The organism is Vreelandella halophytica (genome assembly GCF_968193635.1).
Window position 1 is genome coordinate 1,309,856 of sequence record NZ_OZ309107.1, and the last position, 19,166, is coordinate 1,329,021.

Sequence of the window (19,166 nt, forward strand, 5' to 3'; positions counted from 1 at the left end):
TCTGTCTTTAAGCCCCGCCTCTACACCCCGGGGCCTTCCTGGTCCCGGGCCTGAATGGCCAGTGCGTTGGCCTCGATGATCGCCAGCCCCTCATTGAGCTTTTCGACTTCCTCGTCGCTCAACCCTTCGAAAATCTCTTCTCGCGCCTGTTTGGCAACGTTATCGATTTTTTCGAGTAGCGGCATCGCCTCTGGCGTCAGGTAGATGCGCTTGCTGCGGCGATCGTTATCGCAGGCGCGGCGCTCGATCAGCCCCTGGGATTCCAACTGTCCCAGGGTACGCACCAGCGACGGCGCCTCGACCCCGATGACCTTGGCCAGATCGCACTGGGGGTGGCCTTCGCCCAGGCGCCACAAGTGATAAAGGGTGACCCAGCGGGTCTGGGTCAGGCCAAGCGGCGCCAGTCTTCGATCCAGAATAGAGCGCCATAGGTGCGGTAAACGCGCAATTCGAAAACCAATTGATGAAGCCATAAGTCGCTGCCCATAAGTGTGTTAAGTAAATTGTCATAACCTGGAACGCTGAATGCAAGCACCTGGCGCAATACTACTTCGCCTCGTCCTCCGGGCCTTCGCTACGCCCGGGGATAAAACGCCCTAAATTCAACCGGCTTAGCCCGCTTGCACGTATTCGACCGTCGGCCAGACTCGCCTGGTCGGGTTCTTCGGCCACGACGAAACGGATCAATCCCAATCGCTGGCCGCCCGCGGTCATGATATCGATTCGCCAGTTGCCGGTGGGCTCGACGGGGAAGTTGAGCTTGTGGCTCCAGGCCCGGTACCCTTGCTCGCGCCCGCCGCTGATATCGAGCTCGACGCTATCCATTCGTTGGCCGTTGTGATGCCAGACGTGGTGGATGGTTTCGCTCAACCCCCGAGGGGCGCGAATGGCGGTGTAAACGTAGAGCCCGTTACCGGCAAGGGCGTCGGGCGTTAGCGCCATCTCCCCTAAAGGGCTTCGCTGCTGGATATCGAAATCGGGCGAGAGCGCGCTGCTGGTCATCCATAGCGTGGCCGGTGGCACCCACACCCGGCCCAGCCAGCCGGCAAAGGCCAGCGTCAGCAGCAGCGATAAAAACAGGCACCAGCGCAGAAGCGAGCGCTTTTTCACCAGATGCCAAAAGCTTGGCAGCGCGATCAGCACGGTCAACCCCAGGGCGAGCACCAGGCTCTGCCCGGTGGTCAGGTGTAGCATGATCGGCAGTATCACCAGCACGACCAAAAAAACGCACTGGGCGTGGAATAGAAAGTAGAGACTTCGCGAGTGGCCGGCTAACTTGTAGTAGAGCGGGTCGACGATCGAGAGAACCGCCATCGCCACGACCAGCAGCGCAAAAAGCAGTTGGCCGCTGTTCCACACCGTGGTAATCAAAATGAAGGGCAGGGTGAAAAAAAGCGTTTCCTGGTGAATCATCTGGGCAATGAAGGTGGTCACCATGCGCGGCAGTCCTTCTTGGCCGCGCTTTCTCAGCACGCGGGAAAGCACGCTTTCCGAGAGCATCAATGCCCAAGCGAACAAAAGTCCAAGCGCCAGTGCCGCACCTAGCCACTGCTGGCGGTCCACCAGAAAGAAACTGCCAAGGCCCGCGGCAAAAGCAATCGGCGGCCAGAGAAACGTCCAGGGCTTGACGAGCACAACGATACGTTCAGCGCGCCTTTGTAAAGCGGCCACGCGGGAAGGGGTTAAAAAAGCGCCCATGGAGGTCAACTCAAATGGTAAACGTCTATAATCTCCGGGTTTGCAACGAAAGTCGATAGTGCTTCGCTGACCCTTGCGCTGCAAGGCCCGGACTCTTGAACATCGCTTTATATGCGCAGTCACAGCGTCATACCCGCCTTTGGAAGGCTTGACGTTACATGGCAACTCAACCAAGCTTAAGCGATCAAACGACCGTATGAAATACGCGGCAGGCCGCCTGCGGGGTAGCCTGCCCGAATCTGTAGAGCCCGTACCTGTGGAGATAGCGCGGATGATCTATCAAGGCAACGCCATCACGGTGGAGCGTCGTGACACCCAAGGTGGCAATAGCATCGCAGTGCTCACTTTCGATTTGAAAGATGAGTCCATCAACAAGCTTTCGAGCGCCGTCATTGCACAACTGGGTGAGGCGGTCAGCGCGATCGAGTCCGAAACCGGCTTGAAAGGGTTGATGATCAAAAGCGCCAAGGACGTCTTCATCGTCGGGGCGGATATCACCGAGTTCCATTCGCTGTTCGACAAGGGCGAAGAGTATCTGGTCGAGATGAACCAGAAGGTTCACACGATTTTTAACGCCATCGAAGACCTGCCGTTTCCCACCGTGGCCGCGATCAACGGCCTGGCGCTGGGCGGCGGGTGCGAAGTGCTCCTGACCTGCGATTTTCGCGTCATGAGTGAGAAGGGCAAGATGGGGCTTCCCGAAACCAAACTGGGCATTTTGCCGGGTTGGGGTGGCTGTGTGCGCCTACCGCGCATCATCGGCGCGGATAACGCCATCGAGTGGATCGCCGGCGGCACCGAAAACCGCCCCGAGGCCGCCCTCAAAATGGGCGCCGTCGACGCCGTGGTCGCTCATGATCAGCTCGACGCCGCCGCTCTCGATATGCTCGATCGCGCCAGCACCGGCGAGCTCGATTACCAAAGCCGCCGCGACGAGAAAAAAGGCCCGCTTAAGCTCAACGCCATCGAGCAGATGATGGCGTTCGAGACTGCCAAGGGGTATGTGGCCGGCAAGGCGGGCCCGCACTATCCCGCGCCGATCGAGGCCATCAAGGTGATCCAGAAAGGCGCCGGCGAAGAGCGCGACCGTGCCCAGGCCATTGAAGCCAAGGCGTTTGGCAAGCTCGCCATGAGTCCGGTGGCGTTCAACCTGGTGGGGCTGTTCCTGAACGACCAGGTCGTCAAGAAAAAGGCCGGTCAGTACGAGAAGAAGGCCCAGCCGGTCAAGCAGACCGCGGTACTGGGGGCAGGCATTATGGGCGGCGGCATCGCCTACCAGAGCGCCTCCAAGGGCACGCCGATCATCATGAAAGACATCAAGCCGGAAGCGATCGAGCTTGGTTTGAAAGAGGCGCGCAAGCTTTTCGGCAAGCAGGTCGAGCGTAAAAAGTTCACCACTGAAGAGATGGCCGAGAAGCTCACCAACATTCGCCCCACGCTCTCCTATGGGGATTTCGAGAACGTCGATCTCGTCGTCGAGGCGGTGGTCGAGAACCCGAAGGTGAAAGAAGGCGTGCTCACCGAGGTCGAAAAGAACGTCGGTGAGAACACCATTTTGACCTCGAATACCTCGACGATCTCCATCAACCGCTTGGCGCAGAACCTGCAACGCCCACAAAACTTCTGCGGCATGCACTTTTTCAACCCGGTGCATCGCATGCCCCTGGTCGAAGTCATTCGCGGTGAGAAAACCTCGGATGAAGCCGTCGCCGCTACCGTGGCCTATGCCCGCGCCATGGGCAAAACGCCGATCGTGGTCAACGATTGCCCCGGCTTTTTGGTCAACCGCGTGCTCTTTCCCTACTTCGGCGGTTTCAGCTTTTTGGTCGAGCAGGGCGCGGACTTCCAGCACGTCGACAAGGTCATGGAGAAGTTCGGCTGGCCGATGGGGCCTGCGTACCTGCTGGACGTGGTCGGCATGGACACCGCAGTGCACGCCAACGACGTCATGGCGGAAGGCTTCCCGGACCGTATGGCCCGCGAAAGCAAGACCGCGATTCAGGTGATGTATGAAAACGACCGCCTGGGCCAGAAAAACGACAAGGGCTTCTACGCCTACGAGGAAGACAAAAAGGGCAAGCCCAAGAAGGTCAGCGACGACCAAGCCTACGCCCTGATCAAGGAAGTAGCTGGCGAGCAAAAAGAGTTCTCCGATGACGACATCATCGCACGCATGATGACGCCGCTTTGCCTTGAAACCGTGCGCTGCCTGGAAGACGGCATCGTCGACTCGCCCGCCGAGGCGGACATGGCGCTGATCTACGGCATCGGCTTCCCTCCCTTCCGCGGTGGGGCGCTGCGCTACATCGACGCCATGGGCGTGGACAAATTCGTCGCCCAGGCCGAAGAGCTCGCAGCCGAGCTCGGCCCGCTTTACGCGCCGACCGAAAAGCTCAAGCAGATGGCGCAAAACGGCGAGTTTTTCTATCAGGGCAAGGCCTAAGTCACCGCGTACAGGAGCATTGTAATGAGTTTGAATCCGAGAGATATCGTGGTGGTCGACGGTGTTCGTACTGCCATGGCCAAGGCCAAGAACGGCGCTTTTCGCAACGTCCGCGCCGAGAACCTTTCTGCGGCGGTGATGCAGGCGCTGTTCGAGCGACACCCCAACATGGACCCTTCTGAGGTCGACGACGTGATCTGGGGCTGCGTCAACCAGACCCTCGAGCAGTCGATGAACATTGCGCGTAACGCGGCGATCATGACCGGTATCCCGCGCACCGTGCCGGCGCAGACCGTCAACCGTCTGTGCGGCTCGTCGATGACCGCGCTGCATATCGCCGCGGCCAACATCAAGGCCAACATGGGCGACATGTACATCATCGGTGGCGTGGAGCACATGGAACACGTACCCATGGCCCACGGCGTCGACGTCAACCCGGCGGCCAGCAAGTACGCCGCCAAAGCCGCCATGATGATGGGCCTGACCGCCGAGCTTTTGGGCAAGATGCACGGCGTCACCCGCGAAGAGCAGGACGCCTTCGGCGTGCGCTCGCACCAACGCGCCAAGGCCGCCAACGAGAACGGCTATTTCGACAACGAAATCATCGGCGTCGAAGGCCACGACAGCGAAGGGCGCCTGGTTAACTTCAAACATGACGAAGTCGTGCGCGGCGACGCGAGCATGGAGTCGATGGCCGGGCTCAAGCCGGTGTTCGATCCGCGCAACGGCACCGTCACCGCCGGTACGTCCTCGGCGCTGTCGGTGGGGGCTTCCGCCATGGCGGTAATGAGCTACGAGCGCGCTCAGGCGCTGGGCCTCGAGCCGATCGCCCGGGTGCTTTCCACCGGTGTGGCGGGCTGCGATGCGTCCATCATGGGCTACGGCCCGGTACCGGCGTCCAAAAAGGCGCTGAAAGCGGCAGGGCTTTCCGCAAGCGACATCGAAACCGTGGAGCTCAACGAGGCGTTCGCCGCCCAGGGCATTCCAGTGTTGAAGGATCTGGGCTTTTTGGACGACCTGGACAAGAAGGTCAACCTGAACGGCGGCGCCATCGCCCTGGGCCACCCGCTGGGCTGCTCCGGCTCGCGCATCTGCACCACGCTTTTGAACGTGATGCGCCAGCAAGACACGACGCTGGGCCTGGCCACCATGTGTATCGGCATGGGCCAGGGCGTGGCGACGGTGTTCGAACGACTCAAGTAAGCGCTCAATCAATCGAAAACGGCACCCAGTAGGGTGCCGTTTTTTTGTTGGGTTTGAGTCCGGCGGTGAGCAGTATCGGGGACCCCTGCGCGGGGCGCTATAAATACCTCCCTGTACGCTACTTTCGCCATCCCTGGCGAAAAAACCCCGCTTAGGGGGTAATGCCGATCAGTTAAGCTTGGCTATCACCTGTGGGACGGAGCTTTAGCTCGCGACGGGTGGCTTGGCCAGGGCGCCTGACGGCGCCATTCGCCGAATTGTCGGACCACCGCTGAAGCGGGCTCCACAACAACGAAATCTTGCATCCATCCCTTGTAGGAGCAGGCTTCAGCCAGCGATGCAGCGCAACGCGCTGCCGGGGTTGGTGATGATGGCAACCAAAAGTGCCGTCGCCACCGAAGGGCGGCTATCGCCGCCATCGCCCAATGGAATTGGGCTCCTACAATGGAGTCGTGCCCCATCCCTCGTAAGAGCAGGCTTTAGCCAGCGGCGCAGCGCAACGCGCTGCTACAATAGATTTACCGCTCGTTGTGGGTAGGCAAAAGCCTTAACTGATCGGCATTACGCTTAGGGGGGGGGCGATACCCCAGCGCGAGCTAAAAAAGCCCGTTATCCAGCCCCGCGGCCATATAAAGACCGAGCTCCCGGGTTTGCTCGATAAACGCCTCTTGCCATTCGCCCTTCAGGATCAGCGGGTCCTGAACGAAGCGCCATCCCAGCCCCTTGCAGATACTTTCGACTGCTCGGCGGGTGCCTGTTCCGTCGAGGCCCGCGCGTACGTAGAGTGCGCAGGGCAGGCCGCGTTTGTAATCGCTTATGCCATAGTAGCTGCGGTCGAAAAAATCCTTTAACGCGCCGCTCATATAGCCCAGGTTTTCCGGGGTGCCCAGAAGGATGGCGTCGCAGACGTTGACGTCGTCGGCGCCGGCCTCGAAGGGCGATTTCACTACGCACTCCACCGCGTCGATGGCGCTATCGCGGGCGCCTTTAGCCGCCGCATCAAGAAGGGCCTGGGTATTGGGGGAGGGCGCGTGGGCGACGATCAGTAAACGCTTCATCGGCATGAACCTTTCATATTGCGTGTGCCGGGGGACGTGCCACACTGAGGGGCAGTCACTCAAGAGAGCCTATATGTCCTCTGCCCGCAAGATCAACGTCTATTACGACGGCCAATGCCCCCTTTGCCGCCGGGAGCGGCGCCGGTTCGAGCGCCTCGCCGGGAAGCGCGGGCGTGATGTCGTCTGGTGTGACGTTGCCGAATACGAGCAGACGCTCGCAAAGCACGGCATCGCCCGGGAGACCGCGCTTCGCTCGCTGCATATCGAACTCGAGGATGGGCGCATCATCGAAGGCATCGACGCTTACCGGCTGCTCATGAAACGTATTCCCTGGCTCTCGCCCGGGGCGTATATTATCGGCCTGCCCGGCATCAAGCAGGGCCTGCGCCGCTACTACGACCATTGGGTCGAGAAGCGGTTGAAGCGTCAGGGGCGCTGGTCTTAGCCGCCGGCGTACGGCAAGTGAAGGCGGCCGATTTCGAGCGGTCGCCCAACGGATAACGGCATAGGGAATCGTGATGAACAAGGGAAACTGTTGGGCTTTACCGGGCGTGGTGGCACTAACGTTACTCATCGCTGGCTGCGCGGGGCGAACCCCGCCGCCCGTCGCGCCACCGCAAAGCGAGCCCGCGCCCACGCCGGCAACACCGGCCTACGTTGCCACGCCCCGCTATGGCACGACGGATGTCTACTGGACGCCCCCACTGATCACAAGCCCCGAAGAGAAAGCCGCCTATTACGTTAGCCGCCTTGCCGATCAGCGGTTTGTCGCACCCGGCGCCAGCGGTGTACGCTACGTCGCCGCCGAGCAGCTTGGCGAGATCGGCCTGCCCGCCGTACCGCTGCTGTTTGCTCGGCTGGATACAAACGATGCGTTCGAGCTGATGCTGGCGCTTTACGCTCTCGAGTTGGCCACCCAGGACCCGCTGATAACGAGCCGGACCCAGGGCGATTATATCGAGCTTACCGGCGCGTTGAATCCGCAAACCAACGCCGAGAACGTAGTCAAGGCCCGCCAGTGGCAGCAGCGCCATCCCGGCGCGCTTGAACCCTATTAACCCGGTAGCCGGCGAAGATGTTTGCCGCCGGGCCGTCATTCTCAGTCATAGTTGCAACGAAGGAGCCGATCATGGCGTTTGCACTCTCTTCGATGAAAGTAACCAGTTCCGCATTTGCCGACCATCAGCCGGTTCCCGCGCAGTATACCGGTGAAGGCGACGACCTCTCACCGCCGCTCGCCTGGCAGGATGCACCGGAAGGCACCCGCGGGTACGCGGTGGTCTGTCACGACCCGGACGCGCCGCTGGTCAAAAACGGTGCCTACGGCTTCGTACACTGGCTGGTCTACAACCTGCCCGACGATATCACCGAGCTCTCGGAAGATGCCACGGTGGGAACGTTCGGTAATAACGACTTCGACAAGCCTGGCTACGCGGGCCCCATGCCCCCGGAAAATCACGGCAAGCACCTTTATTATTTCTGGGTGCTGGCGCTGGATCGTCAAACGTCGCTGCCGGAAGGTCTGACACTGGGCGAGCTGCTCAAGGAAGTCGAGCCGCACCTTCTGGGCATGAACCGCCTGGTGGGCACCTATCAGCGCTAAGCCTGCTTAAGGCTGGTGAAAATCGCCTAATCGGTGTAGGCTCCATCGCTTTATTTGTCCGCGATGGAGCCTTCGATGAGCGATCTGCCCAGCTGTCCCGCCTGTAATTCCGCTTTTACCTACGATGATGGCCTACAGTTCGTCTGCCCCGAGTGCGGCAACGAGTGGTCAAAAGAGGGCGAGGTAGCCGCGGAGGCCGAAAACGTCATTCGCGACGCCAACGGCAACCCGCTGGTCGATGGCGACAACGTCACGGTCATCAAGGACCTGAAGGTCAAGGGCAGCTCGACGGTGGTCAAGGTCGGTACCCGAGTGAAAAATATCCGTTTGGTCGACGGCGACCACGATATCGATTGTAAGGTCGACGGTATCGGCCCTATGAAGCTGAAGTCGCAATTCGTCAAAAAAGCCTGATTGCACCTTGAAGCCCGCCGCTAACCCGGCGGGCTTTTTCGTGGCCGTCCAATAGTATCTATAAATGAGAATGATTGGCTTTTATGATTCAAAAAGCGTCGATCATGCAAAGAAATAGCGCTTTTTGCTCAATCATGGTGTCCGGGGCTTCACATCATTTTCATACAGGACTAAAATGGTCCTCAATTGAAAGCGACACCCACCGGGAGTCCCCATGCTCAAGCTTTCTCGGCTAACCGACTACGCGGCGGTGGTCATGGCGCAAATTGCCCGCTATCCCGAAGTGTCCCACGCGGGCGCGGATCTGGCTCAGGTCGTCAATTTGCCCCACCCAACGGTCAGCAAGACGCTCAAAATGCTGGTCAAGGCGGGTCTTTTGACCTCGCAGCGTGGTGCCCAGGGCGGCTACCAGCTGGCGCGGCCCGCATCGAAAATTACCGTGGCGGATATTATTACCGCGATCGAAGGGCCGGTGGCGATGACCGAGTGCAGCCACGCCGAAGGCGAGTGTGAGCTGGCCGCCACCTGCGGCGTCGCGGACAACTGGCAGCGCGTTTCCATGGCGCTGCGCACCCTATTGGAAAGCGTCACGCTTTCGCACCTGGCGGACACCACGCCGATCAAGCTGCCTATACAGCTACCGATTCAAACGATCAGCCTGTCGGCGGCGTCTGCTTAGCAGGCTCGCAAAGGCGCTAACTTTATGGACGGCGAGCAGGCTCGCCACCCAATTGCCTGGAGGGTACGACCATGGCTACCGAAGAAATGGAACAGTTGGTTCGTCGTGAATACAAGGACGGCTTTGTCACCGACATTGAAAGCGATACGCTGCCACCTGGCCTAGACGAAAACACCATCGCCTTTATCTCCAAGAAGAAGGGCGAGCCGGAGTGGATGCTCGAGTGGCGTTTGGACGCCTATCGCCAGTGGCTAAAAATGGAAGAGCCCTCTTGGGCGCATCTGGACTACCCGCCGATCGACTACCAGGAAATCTCCTACTTCAGCGCGCCCAAGCGCCCGGAAGACATGCCGCAGAGCCTTGACGAAGTCGACCCCAAGCTTCTGGAAACCTACGAAAAGCTCGGCATTCCGCTCCACGAGCGCGCCGCCCTTGCCGGTGTCGCCGTCGATGCGGTGTTCGACTCGGTGTCGGTGGCCACGACCTTCAAAAAGGAGCTGGCCGAGGCGGGCGTGATTTTTTGCTCGATTTCCGAGGCGATTCGCGACTATCCGGAACTGATCAAACAGTATCTGGGCACCGTGGTGCCGAAGGCGGACAACTACTTCGCCGCGCTCAACTCGGCGGTGTTCACCGACGGCTCCTTCGTATTCGTACCGGAAGGCGTGACCTGCCCGATGGAGCTTTCGACGTACTTTCGTATCAACGCGGCCAATACCGGCCAGTTCGAGCGTACGCTGATCGTCTGCGAAAGCCGCGCCGAGGTTTCTTATCTCGAAGGCTGCACCGCGCCGATGCGCGACGAGAACCAGCTCCACGCCGCGGTGGTCGAGCTGGTGGCACTCGATGACGCCTACATCAAGTACTCCACGGTGCAGAACTGGTACCCGGGCGATGAAAACGGCGTTGGCGGCATCTACAACTTCGTCACCAAGCGCGGCGAGTGTCGCGGCGACCGTGCGCGCATCAGCTGGACCCAGGTCGAAACCGGCTCGGCGATCACCTGGAAGTACCCGTCCTGCGTGCTGCGCGGCAAGGATAGCATCGGTGAGTTCTACTCCGTGGCCGTGACCAACGGGCGCCAGCAGGCGGACACCGGCACCAAGATGATCCATATCGGCGAAGGCACGCGCTCCTATATCGTCGCCAAGGGTATTTCCGCCGGGCGCAGCGATCAGTCCTACCGTGGCCTTGTGAAGATCGGACCTAGAGCGAAGGGCGCGCGTAACTTCACCCAGTGTGACTCGCTTCTTATCGGCGACACCTGCGGCGCGCACACCTTCCCCTACCAGGAAATCGGCAACAGCACCGCCAAGATCGAGCACGAGGCGACGACCTCCAAGATCGGCGAAGACCAGCTGTTCTACTGCCAGAGCCGGGGTATCAGCGAAGAAGATGCGGTCAGCATGATCGTCAACGGTTTCTGCAAGGACGTTTTCCAGGAGCTCCCCATGGAGTTCGCCGTCGAAGCCGAAGCGCTTTTGAACGTGACCCTGGAAGGCGCGGTCGGCTAAGCGCCTGCGCCACCATTTACTGTCAAGCGTCGCCGCGGCGACCCGCAAGATTTTGAAGGGCTAATACTATGTTGGAAGTTAACGATTTACACGTCACCGTCGAAGGCAACGAAATCCTCAAGGGCCTGACGCTGACCATCAACGCCGGCGAAGTCCACGCCATCATGGGCCCTAACGGCGCGGGCAAATCGACCCTTTCCGCTGTCATTGCGGGTAAGGATGGCTACGAAGTCACCCAGGGCAGTATCACGTTCGAAGGCAAGGACGTGCTCGAGATGGAGATCGAAGAGCGCGCCCAGGCGGGTCTGCTGCTCGGCTTCCAATACCCGGTCGAGATTCCGGGGGTGAAGAACATCTACCTTCTGAAATCGGCGCTCAACGCCCAACGTGCGGCCCGCGGTGAAGGCGAAATGCCGGCCCCGGAATTCATGAAGCTGATCAAAGAGAAGCTTGGTTTCATGAAAATGGACGCAAGCTTTTTGCAGCGCGCGGTCAACGAAGGCTTTTCCGGCGGCGAGAAAAAGCGCAACGAGATCCTGCAGATGCTCGTGCTGCAGCCCAAGCTTGCCATGCTCGACGAAATCGACTCAGGGCTCGATATCGACGCCATGAAGGTCGTGGCCGACGGCGTGAACAGCCTGCGCGCTCAGGAGCGCGCCATTTTGCTGGTGACGCACTACCAGCGCCTGCTCGACTACATCGTGCCGGATAAAGTGCACGTACTGGTCGATGGCCGCATCGTTAAAACCGGCGATGCCGAACTTGCCAAAGAGCTTGAGGCGAACGGGTACGAAGGTATCGAGGAGTCCGTGGCATGAGCGACACCCAAACGTTTTTGGACACCCTGAAAACGCGCAGCACGCACTACAGCGGCGAGCCGAGCTGGATCGCCGCGCGCCGCCAGGCGGGTGCCGCGCGCTTCGAGGCGGTGGGCTTTCCTACCCGCCGTGACGAAGAGTGGAAATACACCGACGTGCGCGCCATCGCCCAGTCGAACTTCGCTTTGGCCGACACCGCCGAGTTCTCCCAGGCCCAGGCGGCGGCGCTGACGTTACCAATCGAAGCGTATCGGTTGAGCTTCGTCGACGGTGTTTTTTCCAAAGCGCTTTCTGACGTCGACTCGCTGCCGGAAGGCGTGCAGGTAATCACGCTCTCCAAAGCGCTCGAAGAGAATCACGAAGCGGTCGGCGGCCCCCTGGGTCGGCTGACCAGCGTCGACTTTTCCGCCTTTGCAGCACTCAACACCGCCTTTATGGAAGAGGGCGCGGTGGTGCGCATCGCCCCTAATACCGTGGTGGAAAAGCCGATCATACTGCAGTTTCTCTCCCGCGAGGGCGAGGCGGTAATGAGCCACCCGCGCATTCTGGTCGAGGCCGGTGGGCGTAGTGAGGCGACCGTCATCGAGCATTACGCTGGTGAGGCGAATGCCACCAACTTCACCAACGTGGTCGCCGAGCTGATGCTCGACCGTGGCGCCATCCTGAACCACTACAAGCTTCAGGAAGCACCGCTGGGGGATTTCCACGTCGCCAGCATTCACGTCGAGCAGAGCCGCGACAGCGTCTACACCTCGTATAATCTGAACCTGGGTGGGGCGCTGGCGCGTAACGACATCATCGCTGATCTCAACGGCGAAAACGCCTATACCAACCTGTACGGACTGTTCTTCGGCCAGGGTCGCCAGCACGTGGACAACCACACCAAGGTGAACCACAACGCGCCGCTGACGTTCTCCAACGAGAACTACAAGGGCATCCTCGGCGATCGCGCCCACGGCGTGTTCAACGGCCGGGTTTACGTCAAACGTGACAGCCAGAAGATCGAAGGCTTTCAGAGCAACCAGAACCTGCTGCTCTCGGACCGCGCGCACATCGACGCCAAGCCCGAACTCGAAATCTATGCCGATGACGTCAAGTGCTCCCACGGCACGACCACCGGCCAGCTCGATGAAGAGGCGGTCTACGCGCTGCGTACCCGGGGTATCGACGAAGCCACCGCGCGTGGACTTTTGACCCTGGCCTTCGCCGGCGAAGTGCTCGAGCAGGTCACCCTCGATGCGATTGCCGAGCGGGTCGAACTGGCCGTGGCCGGCAAGCTACCCGAGCGCTTCAACCTGGCGGGTCTGGTTGAAATTGCCGCCGCGCTTAACGAGTAAGCGTTTAACCAGTGAGAGGAGCGAGCCATGTTCGACACCGCGATTGAGACGCGCTCGGCGTTTGATGCGCTTTTTGATGTGAAGGCGCTGCGCGAACAGTTCCCGGTACTGCACCGGGAAGTTCACGGCAAGCCCCTGGTGTATCTGGATAACGCCGCGACGAGCCAGACGCCTCAACGAGTGATCGACGTGTTCGACGATTACTATTCGCGGTTCAATGCCAACATTCACCGTGGCCTGCATACGCTGGCCGATGAAGCGACCGCGGCCTTCGAGGGCACCCGCGCCAGGGTCAAGGCGTTTTTGAACGCCGAAGACACGCGCCAGATCATCTTCACCCGAGGCACCACCGAGGCGATCAACCTGGTGGCGCAGAGCTGGGGCCGCCAAAACCTCGCCAAGGGTGACGAAGTGTTGATCTCGATGCTGGAGCACCACTCCAACATCGTGCCCTGGCAGATGCTGGCCGCCGAGCGAGGGTTTACCCTGAAGGTGATTCCGGTAGACGCGGATGGGGCGCTCGATATGGACGCCTACCAGGCGCTTTTGAGCGAGCGCACGAAACTGGTCGCGGTGAACCACGTCTCCAACGCCCTGGGGACCATCAACCCGGTGAAGGAGCTGGCGCACCTGGCGCACCAGCACGGCGCCTTGATCCTGGTCGATGGCGCCCAGGCCGCCCCCCATCAGCCGATCGATGTTCAGGATCTGGACGCGGATTTCTACGCGTTCTCCGGCCATAAAGTGTACGGGCCCACCGGGGCCGGCGCGCTTTACGGCAAGAAGGCGCTATTGGATGCCATGCCGCCCTGGCAGGGGGGCGGCGAGATGATCAAGACCGTCTCCTTCGACGCGGGTACTGTGTTTGCCGAGACCCCGCACAAGTTCGAGGCGGGCACTCCGGCGATTGCCGAGGTCATCGCCATGGGGCAGGCGCTCGAGTGGGTCGAGGGCGTCGGTGTGAGCAAGATCGGCCAGTGGGAAGCCACGCTTTTGGATCACGCCACCCAAGGCGTTAGCGAGATCGACGGGCTCAGGATCATCGGTACCGCGCCGCACAAGGCCGGGGTATTGTCCTTCGTGGTCGACGGCGCCCACTCCCAGGATATCGGGCTTTTGATCGACCAGTTGGGTGTGGCCATTCGTACCGGCCACCACTGCGCCCAGCCGCTTTTACACCATTTTGGTGTCGAAGCCACGTGTCGTGCGTCGTTTGCCGCGTATAATACGCTGGAAGAGATCGACATTTTCGTCGCCGCGCTTAAACGGGTCATTGGAATGGTGAGATAGCGTTTATGGATATCGAGCAGGTGGCAAGTCTCACCCGCGGCCAGCAACTGCCGCTTCAGCGCGACGTCGAGGCGATCGCGATTCCGTTTGGTAGCACAGAAACGCTGGCCGAGGACAGCGTGGTCAGCATCATGCAGGCCAAGGGCAGTACCGTCAGCGTGGGCTTCGAGGGGCGCCTTTATCTGATCGAAGGCCGTCACCTGGACGCGCTGGGGCTCGAGTCGCTACCTACCCCGACGCTTCCCGAGTCCGCCAGCGAAGCGGATATCGAGGCCTTCGTGTGGGAGCAGCTCAGGACCTGTTTTGATCCGGAAATCCCGGTCAACATCGTCGATTTGGGCCTGGTGTACGGCTGTCGAATCGACCAGCTGATCAGCGGCGAGCGCATGGTGACGATTCGCATGACATTGACCGCACCTGGCTGCGGTATGGGCGATGTGATCGCCGCCGACGCGCGCAACAAGATTCTAGGCGCGCCGCAGATCGGCAAGGTACATACGGAAATCGTGTTTAGCCCGCCCTGGAGTCGGGACATGATGAGTGACGAGGCCAAGCTTGAGCTCGGCATGTTCTAACCCGGCCGAGGCGCTGGATGTTTAGTATTTTGATTCGGGCGATTCGATGGGTATTGGTGTCGCTGGTGGCCTTTGCGCTGCTGGCGGCATTGGTGTTTTTAGCCGGTAATGTTTGGGTGCTGGCAAGCACCGCCCGCTTTATCGACCGGCCTTTGGAGCAGTGCCGGCCCGATGAGGTCGCCATCGTATTCGGCACCTCCCACTGGACCCGCAGCGGGCTGCGAAACCCGCACTTCCACGCGCGTATGCGGACCTCCGCCGAGCTAATCGAGCGGGCGATGGTGAACCATCTGCTGCTCTCCGGCGATAACCGCACCCAGGCGTATAACGAGCCCCGCGCCATGTGGCGCGAGCTGCACCGCCGCGGCGTAGCCTCTACCCGCATGACGCTGGACTTTGCCGGTTTCAGCACCTACGACACCCTGGTGCGCGCCCGCGATGTGTTCGAGCTCGACCAGGCGCTGCTGGTGACCCAGAGCTGGCACCTTCCGCGCGCCATTTATATCGGCCGCTCCCTGGGGATGGACGTGACCGGTTGCGTGGCCGAGCAGCAGCCGGCGGCGGGCGAGTGGCGCTTGCACCTGCGTGAAGTGGCGGCGCGGGTGGCAACGCTTGGGGATCTCTATCTCTGGGGGCGCGAGCCCTATTTTCTCGGGCCGACCGAGCCGATCGAGACCCAACGGGATGCGCCTGCTTCAAATGCCGTCTTACCGCTCATTTACCATCTTCCCGCCGAGCTGATGCCGGTCTCGCCGTCGCCACTTGGCGAGGGCAGCGAATAGCGGCGGCGCTAGCGCTTGGCGCGCTGTTTTTGCAGGTTATAGAGTTCGCGGATCAGCTGACGGCATGCCTTCATGGCCTCATCGATCACTGGTTCGATTGCTTCGGGCAGCGGATGAGTAAACAGCGTCGAGAGCGCCTGCATCAGCACGCGCTCCTGCTCCAGAAGCTCGTTGATCAGCACCTGGCTGTCGTTACCCACAAAGCTTTTCAAGCGACTCCAGAGCCACAGGAAATCGTCACGCTCGACGTCGGCGTCCCGGGGGAGCATTTTAAGCTGGCTACGCGCCAAAGACTGCAAGGAACGCATCTGCTTGAGTCGGGCGGCGTAGTAGGGCTTCAAAGCGTCGCGCAGCGAGGGGCGCAGGCGCTCAAGGTTATCCTGGAAATAGTCAATACTGTCGGCCAGCGCTTCGAGCACGCTGTCCATCGCCACCTGGCGATTATCAAGAAACATGAGCGTCTACCTCCTTCGGTGACGCAAATTGTGGCGGGGGCGGCCGGGTTTTGCCACCCCTCAAACGGATTATTTTTAGCGCGGGGCCCAGGGCCTCGACCCCTAGCCTTTAGGCTTGGGGGGCGCTTTGCGCGGCGGCGTCGCGTTTTTCTCGATGTGCTCGATGATCATGCCGGCAATGTCCTTGCCCGTGGCGGTTTCGATCCCCTGCAGGCCGGGGGACGAGTTGACTTCCATGATCACCGGGCCGTGGTTGGCGCGCAGAAGGTCTACGCCGGCCACGTGAAGGCCCATCGCCTTGGCGGCGCGAATCGCCGTCGAGCGCTCTTCCGGGGTGATACGAATGACGCTGGCCGTACCGCCCCGGTGCAGATTGGAGCGAAACTCGCCTTCCGCGGCTTGGCGCTTCATGGTGGCCACGACCTTATCGCCGATGACAAAGCAGCGGATATCCGCGCCCCTGGCCTCTTTGATGTACTCCTGAACCATGATATTGGCTTTCATGCCCATGAAGGCCTGAATCACCGACTCCGCAGCCTGGTTGGTCTCGGCCAGTACCACGCCGATGCCCTGGGTGCCCTCGAGCAGTTTGATCACCAGCGGCGCACCTTTGACCATGGTGATCAAATCGGGGATGTCGTCCGGCGAGTGGGCGAAGCCGGTGATCGGCAGGCCCAGCCCCTTGCGTGAGAGCAGCTGCAGCGAGCGCAGCTTGTCCCGGGAGCGGGTGATCGCCACCGAGTCGTTGATCACGTAGGTGCCCATCATCTCGAACTGGCGCAGTACCGCACAGCCGTAGAAGGTGACCGACGCACCGATACGCGGAATGACCGCGTCGAAGCGTTCGATCTCGGCACCCTTGTAGTGAATCGACGGGTGGTGGGCGGCGATGCTCATGTAGCAGCGCAGCGTGTCGACGACGCGGGCGGAGTGGCCGCGCGCTTCGGCGGCTTCGACCAGGCGGCGGGTCGAGTAGAGATTGCGATTACGCGAAAGCAGAGCAATATGCATAGGGTACTCCGGATCAGGATAGGTACGTTTGCAGGTTCAGGGTTCGCCGTGCAAAAAGGCAGCGCCTGGGGCGACCAGCAGGCGCCGCATGGCCCGACGGCCCAGCAGCATGGGGTGGCGCATATTGCTTCGGTCGGTCAGCGTGAGCTCGACGGTAAAGTCGAGATCGCCAAGCAAAACGGGGGTGCGAATCACGTAGCGCCATTCGCTGTGCCCGTTGGAGCTGGTCACGCGCCGCCGGTCGTGCAGGTGAAGCTTATAGCGGTGCCCCGGGGTGTTGGGGCCGCTACTATGGGTAATGAAGCTGATCCAGAGTTGGCCTTCGGCGTCCTCTTCGGTGGCGATCTCTTCGGCATGAAGCGCCGAGGTGCGCGCGCCGGTATCGGCTTTACAGCAAAGATGAAGCCCAAGCTCAGGAAGCGTCACCATTTCCCGACGCCCGATGACGGCTTTGGCCTGATAGGGTAGTTCCTTCACGGCTGCTCCTTAACACGTGCCCGAGGGCCGCGATCCAAGCCGGGCGTTGAGCGACCCAACGCCTCGGTATCTATACGAAAATCTCTGTCTGTTCTTAACGTTAGTGGCGAGAGGTGATATTCGCCAGCCGCGATTGAATGGCGCTGTCTGCCGGGGCGTCGCGCAGCGTCATCACGACCAAAAGTCTTAGCCTGGGGATCAGCGCGATATCGCGCACCGCAGCGGTAAAATTAGTATTGGGGTGTTCAGCCAGGCGCTCTAGAAAGAGCGGCAAGCGCTCGGCGTCTTCAAGCCATGCCCAACCGCGCCCGGCGATGGCGGCCAGTAGATCCGGCCCGCAGGCGGCGCTATCTTCGAGCAGCGCCTTGTACCATTCGCCCACGCCTTGGCTTTCGCTACCGCCCACTGCTCGCACGCAGGCGCACAGGGTTTCGATGTCGCCTGCGTTGGCCGCCTGCTCGCCTTTAGCGGCCAGCGCCTTGACCAGTGCGTCGTCGGGCGCGCAGTGCTCAAGGCAAAGGCACAGCGCACGAATGACTTCGTCTTCCAGGCGCTGCTCGCTGATGGCCCGTGCCAGAAGGTGGCGGGATTCGCTGTCGCTTCGCACAGTGTAGTCGGCAATGCCCTGTAGACCTAACGCTTGCCAATCAATTGTTTGCTGACCGCTCAAGTAGGCTTCTACGGGCTCCAGGTGTTGGCTCGCGGCAAATCCCAGTGCACAGCGTGCTTGGGCGTTGAGCACCGCCTGAAAGGGCAGGCTCGGGGTGAACGCGAGCGGGTTATCCTTCATGAAATGCTCGCCGCTCGGGTCCTCTTGGCCGAGGGTGCTTACGTTGCGCCCCAGCGTTTCCACGAGCCGGTTCAAAAAGCCATCGCGAGAGGCGGGAGAGAGCAAGCCTTGCTCGTCGAGCGGTAGTGCCAAAAACCAGATCGCGGGTTCGACCATATCGCCGATGCGAAACACGACGCCAATGCGCGCCTGGCCTTGCCAGGGCTCCGGCCAGGGCGTTTCGCCGCGTTCGAAGCTCGCCAATGTTTGCCTGGCGCAGGGCGCTACGCGCCGGCCCATATGGTAAAACGATACGTCGGCACCGCTTCGCTCAAAGAACTCGTCGAGTGTATAGAGTGCTTGCATTTATTCCTTCCCTTGCGCAGGCCTGCACTCTACCTCGACCGGCGCGCAGTGTCAGCCCGAGTTTACCGGTTAAAAATTAAGCAACATTGCCAGAGGCCCATGGGGGGTGGCTCTGCGTCACCTTTCCATAGTTTATCCACAGTCTCTTGCAGGTTTTCTGTGAATCTGTGAGTAACTCGATTGGTGCGGCGCAGGGCGCTCGGGTCATGGCAAGTTGTCCCCATAAAAGGGATAATGCGCTATCCATGCACCGACTCCCCAGGAGCTTATGAGCGTTCATCAGTCGCTACACCAGGCGCTGCGTGAGCTCGAAGCCGCGATGAAAGCGGCCGAGCTTTGGCGTATGCCCACCCCCGATGCGAAGGCCTTTGAAAGCCAACAGCCTTTTTGCGTCGATACCATGTCGCTGGCCCAGTGGCTGCGCTTCGTGTTTATTCCCAAGCTCGATACGATGATCGAGGCCAAGGCGGCGATGCCTGCCAAGTGCGAGGTTGCCCCGGCGGTCGCCGCTTATTTGCAGCAGGAAAAAACCCGCGCCAGCGACCAGTTGCTGGTGGTTCGAGCCGTCGAACGTGTGGATAAACTGGTCACCGAAGGCTGATCTTGAAGATGCGGCATGTAAAAGGCCCGGGCTCGCAAGAGCACCGGGCCTTTTTATGCATACATGTTATATG

Annotated in this window: 21 protein-coding genes; 14 read left to right on the forward strand and 7 right to left on the reverse strand. The window is 60.7% G+C overall.

Annotation, left to right across the window (positions count from 1 at the left end; all coding sequences use genetic code 11):
* Positions 1 to 20: 20 nt before the first annotated feature.
* Both slyA and ACWHXT_RS06170 read right to left on the reverse strand, forming a co-directional pair.
* A complete protein-coding gene (gene slyA, locus ACWHXT_RS06165) occupies positions 21 to 473 on the reverse strand; it encodes a transcriptional regulator SlyA (protein WP_447528341.1) in 453 nt (150 codons plus the stop codon).
* Positions 474 to 546: 73 nt separating this feature from the next.
* On the reverse strand, positions 547 to 1,698 hold the full coding sequence (locus ACWHXT_RS06170; RefSeq protein ID WP_447957623.1) for a DUF5924 family protein: 1,152 nt from the start codon (positions 1,696 to 1,698) through the stop codon (positions 547 to 549).
* Between the two features lie 271 nt (positions 1,699 to 1,969).
* On the opposite strand from ACWHXT_RS06170, the gene fadB reads away from it, so the two are divergent.
* Complete coding sequence (gene fadB / locus ACWHXT_RS06175; RefSeq protein WP_447928606.1) at positions 1,970 to 4,141, forward strand: fatty acid oxidation complex subunit alpha FadB; 2,172 nt, start codon at positions 1,970 to 1,972, stop codon at positions 4,139 to 4,141.
* A 24-nt stretch (positions 4,142 to 4,165) separates the two neighbouring features.
* Positions 4,166 to 5,344, forward strand: a complete 1,179-nt coding sequence (gene fadA, locus ACWHXT_RS06180; protein WP_447928607.1) for an acetyl-CoA C-acyltransferase FadA — start codon at positions 4,166 to 4,168, stop codon at positions 5,342 to 5,344.
* Positions 5,345 to 5,940: 596 nt separating this feature from the next.
* Here fadA and ACWHXT_RS06185 read toward each other — a convergent pair.
* Positions 5,941 to 6,402, reverse strand: coding sequence for a flavodoxin family protein (locus ACWHXT_RS06185; RefSeq protein ID WP_447957624.1), 462 nt, complete (start codon positions 6,400 to 6,402; stop codon positions 5,941 to 5,943).
* Positions 6,403 to 6,475: 73 nt separating this feature from the next.
* Between ACWHXT_RS06185 and ACWHXT_RS06190 the strand changes: the two genes are divergently transcribed.
* The 11 genes from ACWHXT_RS06190 to ACWHXT_RS06240 all read left to right on the forward strand — a co-directional run bounded on the left by ACWHXT_RS06190 (position 6,476) and on the right by ACWHXT_RS06240 (position 15,414).
* Positions 6,476 to 6,847 (forward strand): thiol-disulfide oxidoreductase DCC family protein, encoded by a 372-nt coding sequence (locus ACWHXT_RS06190; protein WP_447895634.1) that lies wholly within the window; start codon positions 6,476 to 6,478, stop codon positions 6,845 to 6,847.
* 73 nt (positions 6,848 to 6,920) lie between these two features.
* Positions 6,921 to 7,460 carry a hypothetical protein gene (locus ACWHXT_RS06195; protein ID WP_447957625.1) on the forward strand — a complete coding sequence of 180 codons (540 nt, stop codon included), beginning with the start codon at positions 6,921 to 6,923 and terminating at the stop codon, positions 7,458 to 7,460.
* Between the two features lie 71 nt (positions 7,461 to 7,531).
* Positions 7,532 to 8,005 carry a YbhB/YbcL family Raf kinase inhibitor-like protein gene (locus tag ACWHXT_RS06200; RefSeq protein ID WP_447957626.1) on the forward strand — a complete coding sequence of 158 codons (474 nt, stop codon included), beginning with the start codon at positions 7,532 to 7,534 and terminating at the stop codon, positions 8,003 to 8,005.
* A 75-nt stretch (positions 8,006 to 8,080) separates the two neighbouring features.
* On the forward strand, positions 8,081 to 8,419 hold the full coding sequence (locus ACWHXT_RS06205; protein ID WP_447957627.1) for a zinc ribbon domain-containing protein YjdM: 339 nt from the start codon (positions 8,081 to 8,083) through the stop codon (positions 8,417 to 8,419).
* 214 nt (positions 8,420 to 8,633) lie between these two features.
* On the forward strand, positions 8,634 to 9,098 hold the full coding sequence (locus ACWHXT_RS06210) for an SUF system Fe-S cluster assembly regulator (protein WP_447928612.1): 465 nt from the start codon (positions 8,634 to 8,636) through the stop codon (positions 9,096 to 9,098).
* A gap of 71 nt (positions 9,099 to 9,169) precedes the next feature.
* On the forward strand, positions 9,170 to 10,612 hold the full coding sequence (sufB, locus tag ACWHXT_RS06215) for a Fe-S cluster assembly protein SufB (RefSeq protein WP_447957628.1): 1,443 nt from the start codon (positions 9,170 to 9,172) through the stop codon (positions 10,610 to 10,612).
* A 68-nt stretch (positions 10,613 to 10,680) separates the two neighbouring features.
* Complete coding sequence (sufC, locus tag ACWHXT_RS06220; protein ID WP_447928614.1) at positions 10,681 to 11,430, forward strand: Fe-S cluster assembly ATPase SufC; 750 nt, start codon at positions 10,681 to 10,683, stop codon at positions 11,428 to 11,430.
* Positions 11,427 to 12,767 carry a Fe-S cluster assembly protein SufD gene (gene sufD / locus ACWHXT_RS06225; RefSeq protein WP_447957629.1) on the forward strand — a complete coding sequence of 447 codons (1,341 nt, stop codon included), beginning with the start codon at positions 11,427 to 11,429 and terminating at the stop codon, positions 12,765 to 12,767. The genes sufC and sufD overlap by 4 nt, the downstream gene beginning before the upstream one ends.
* A 27-nt stretch (positions 12,768 to 12,794) precedes the next feature.
* Positions 12,795 to 14,057: a SufS family cysteine desulfurase gene (locus ACWHXT_RS06230; RefSeq protein WP_447957630.1), complete on the forward strand. Its 1,263-nt coding sequence runs from the start codon at positions 12,795 to 12,797 to the stop codon at positions 14,055 to 14,057.
* A gap of 5 nt (positions 14,058 to 14,062) precedes the next feature.
* Positions 14,063 to 14,632: a putative Fe-S cluster assembly protein SufT gene (gene sufT / locus ACWHXT_RS06235; protein WP_447928617.1), complete on the forward strand. Its 570-nt coding sequence runs from the start codon at positions 14,063 to 14,065 to the stop codon at positions 14,630 to 14,632.
* Positions 14,633 to 14,649: 17 nt separating this feature from the next.
* Positions 14,650 to 15,414 (forward strand): SanA/YdcF family protein, encoded by a 765-nt coding sequence (locus ACWHXT_RS06240; protein ID WP_447957631.1) that lies wholly within the window; start codon positions 14,650 to 14,652, stop codon positions 15,412 to 15,414.
* Between the two features lie 8 nt (positions 15,415 to 15,422).
* On the opposite strand, the gene ACWHXT_RS06245 is transcribed toward ACWHXT_RS06240, so the two are convergent.
* The 4 genes from ACWHXT_RS06245 to ACWHXT_RS06260 all read right to left on the reverse strand — a co-directional run bounded on the left by ACWHXT_RS06245 (position 15,423) and on the right by ACWHXT_RS06260 (position 18,492).
* Complete coding sequence (locus tag ACWHXT_RS06245; protein ID WP_447528356.1) at positions 15,423 to 15,869, reverse strand: hypothetical protein; 447 nt, start codon at positions 15,867 to 15,869, stop codon at positions 15,423 to 15,425.
* Between the two features lie 102 nt (positions 15,870 to 15,971).
* Positions 15,972 to 16,880 carry a 30S ribosomal protein S6--L-glutamate ligase gene (gene rimK, locus ACWHXT_RS06250; RefSeq protein ID WP_447928619.1) on the reverse strand — a complete coding sequence of 303 codons (909 nt, stop codon included), beginning with the start codon at positions 16,878 to 16,880 and terminating at the stop codon, positions 15,972 to 15,974.
* 36 nt (positions 16,881 to 16,916) lie between these two features.
* Positions 16,917 to 17,357: an ATP-dependent zinc protease family protein gene (locus ACWHXT_RS06255; RefSeq protein WP_447928620.1), complete on the reverse strand. Its 441-nt coding sequence runs from the start codon at positions 17,355 to 17,357 to the stop codon at positions 16,917 to 16,919.
* Positions 17,358 to 17,457: 100 nt separating this feature from the next.
* Positions 17,458 to 18,492 carry a DUF3549 family protein gene (locus ACWHXT_RS06260; protein WP_447957632.1) on the reverse strand — a complete coding sequence of 345 codons (1,035 nt, stop codon included), beginning with the start codon at positions 18,490 to 18,492 and terminating at the stop codon, positions 17,458 to 17,460.
* Between the two features lie 268 nt (positions 18,493 to 18,760).
* On the opposite strand from ACWHXT_RS06260, the gene ACWHXT_RS06265 reads away from it, so the two are divergent.
* Positions 18,761 to 19,093: a YqcC family protein gene (locus tag ACWHXT_RS06265; protein WP_447928622.1), complete on the forward strand. Its 333-nt coding sequence runs from the start codon at positions 18,761 to 18,763 to the stop codon at positions 19,091 to 19,093.
* Positions 19,094 to 19,166: the final 73 nt, after the last annotated feature.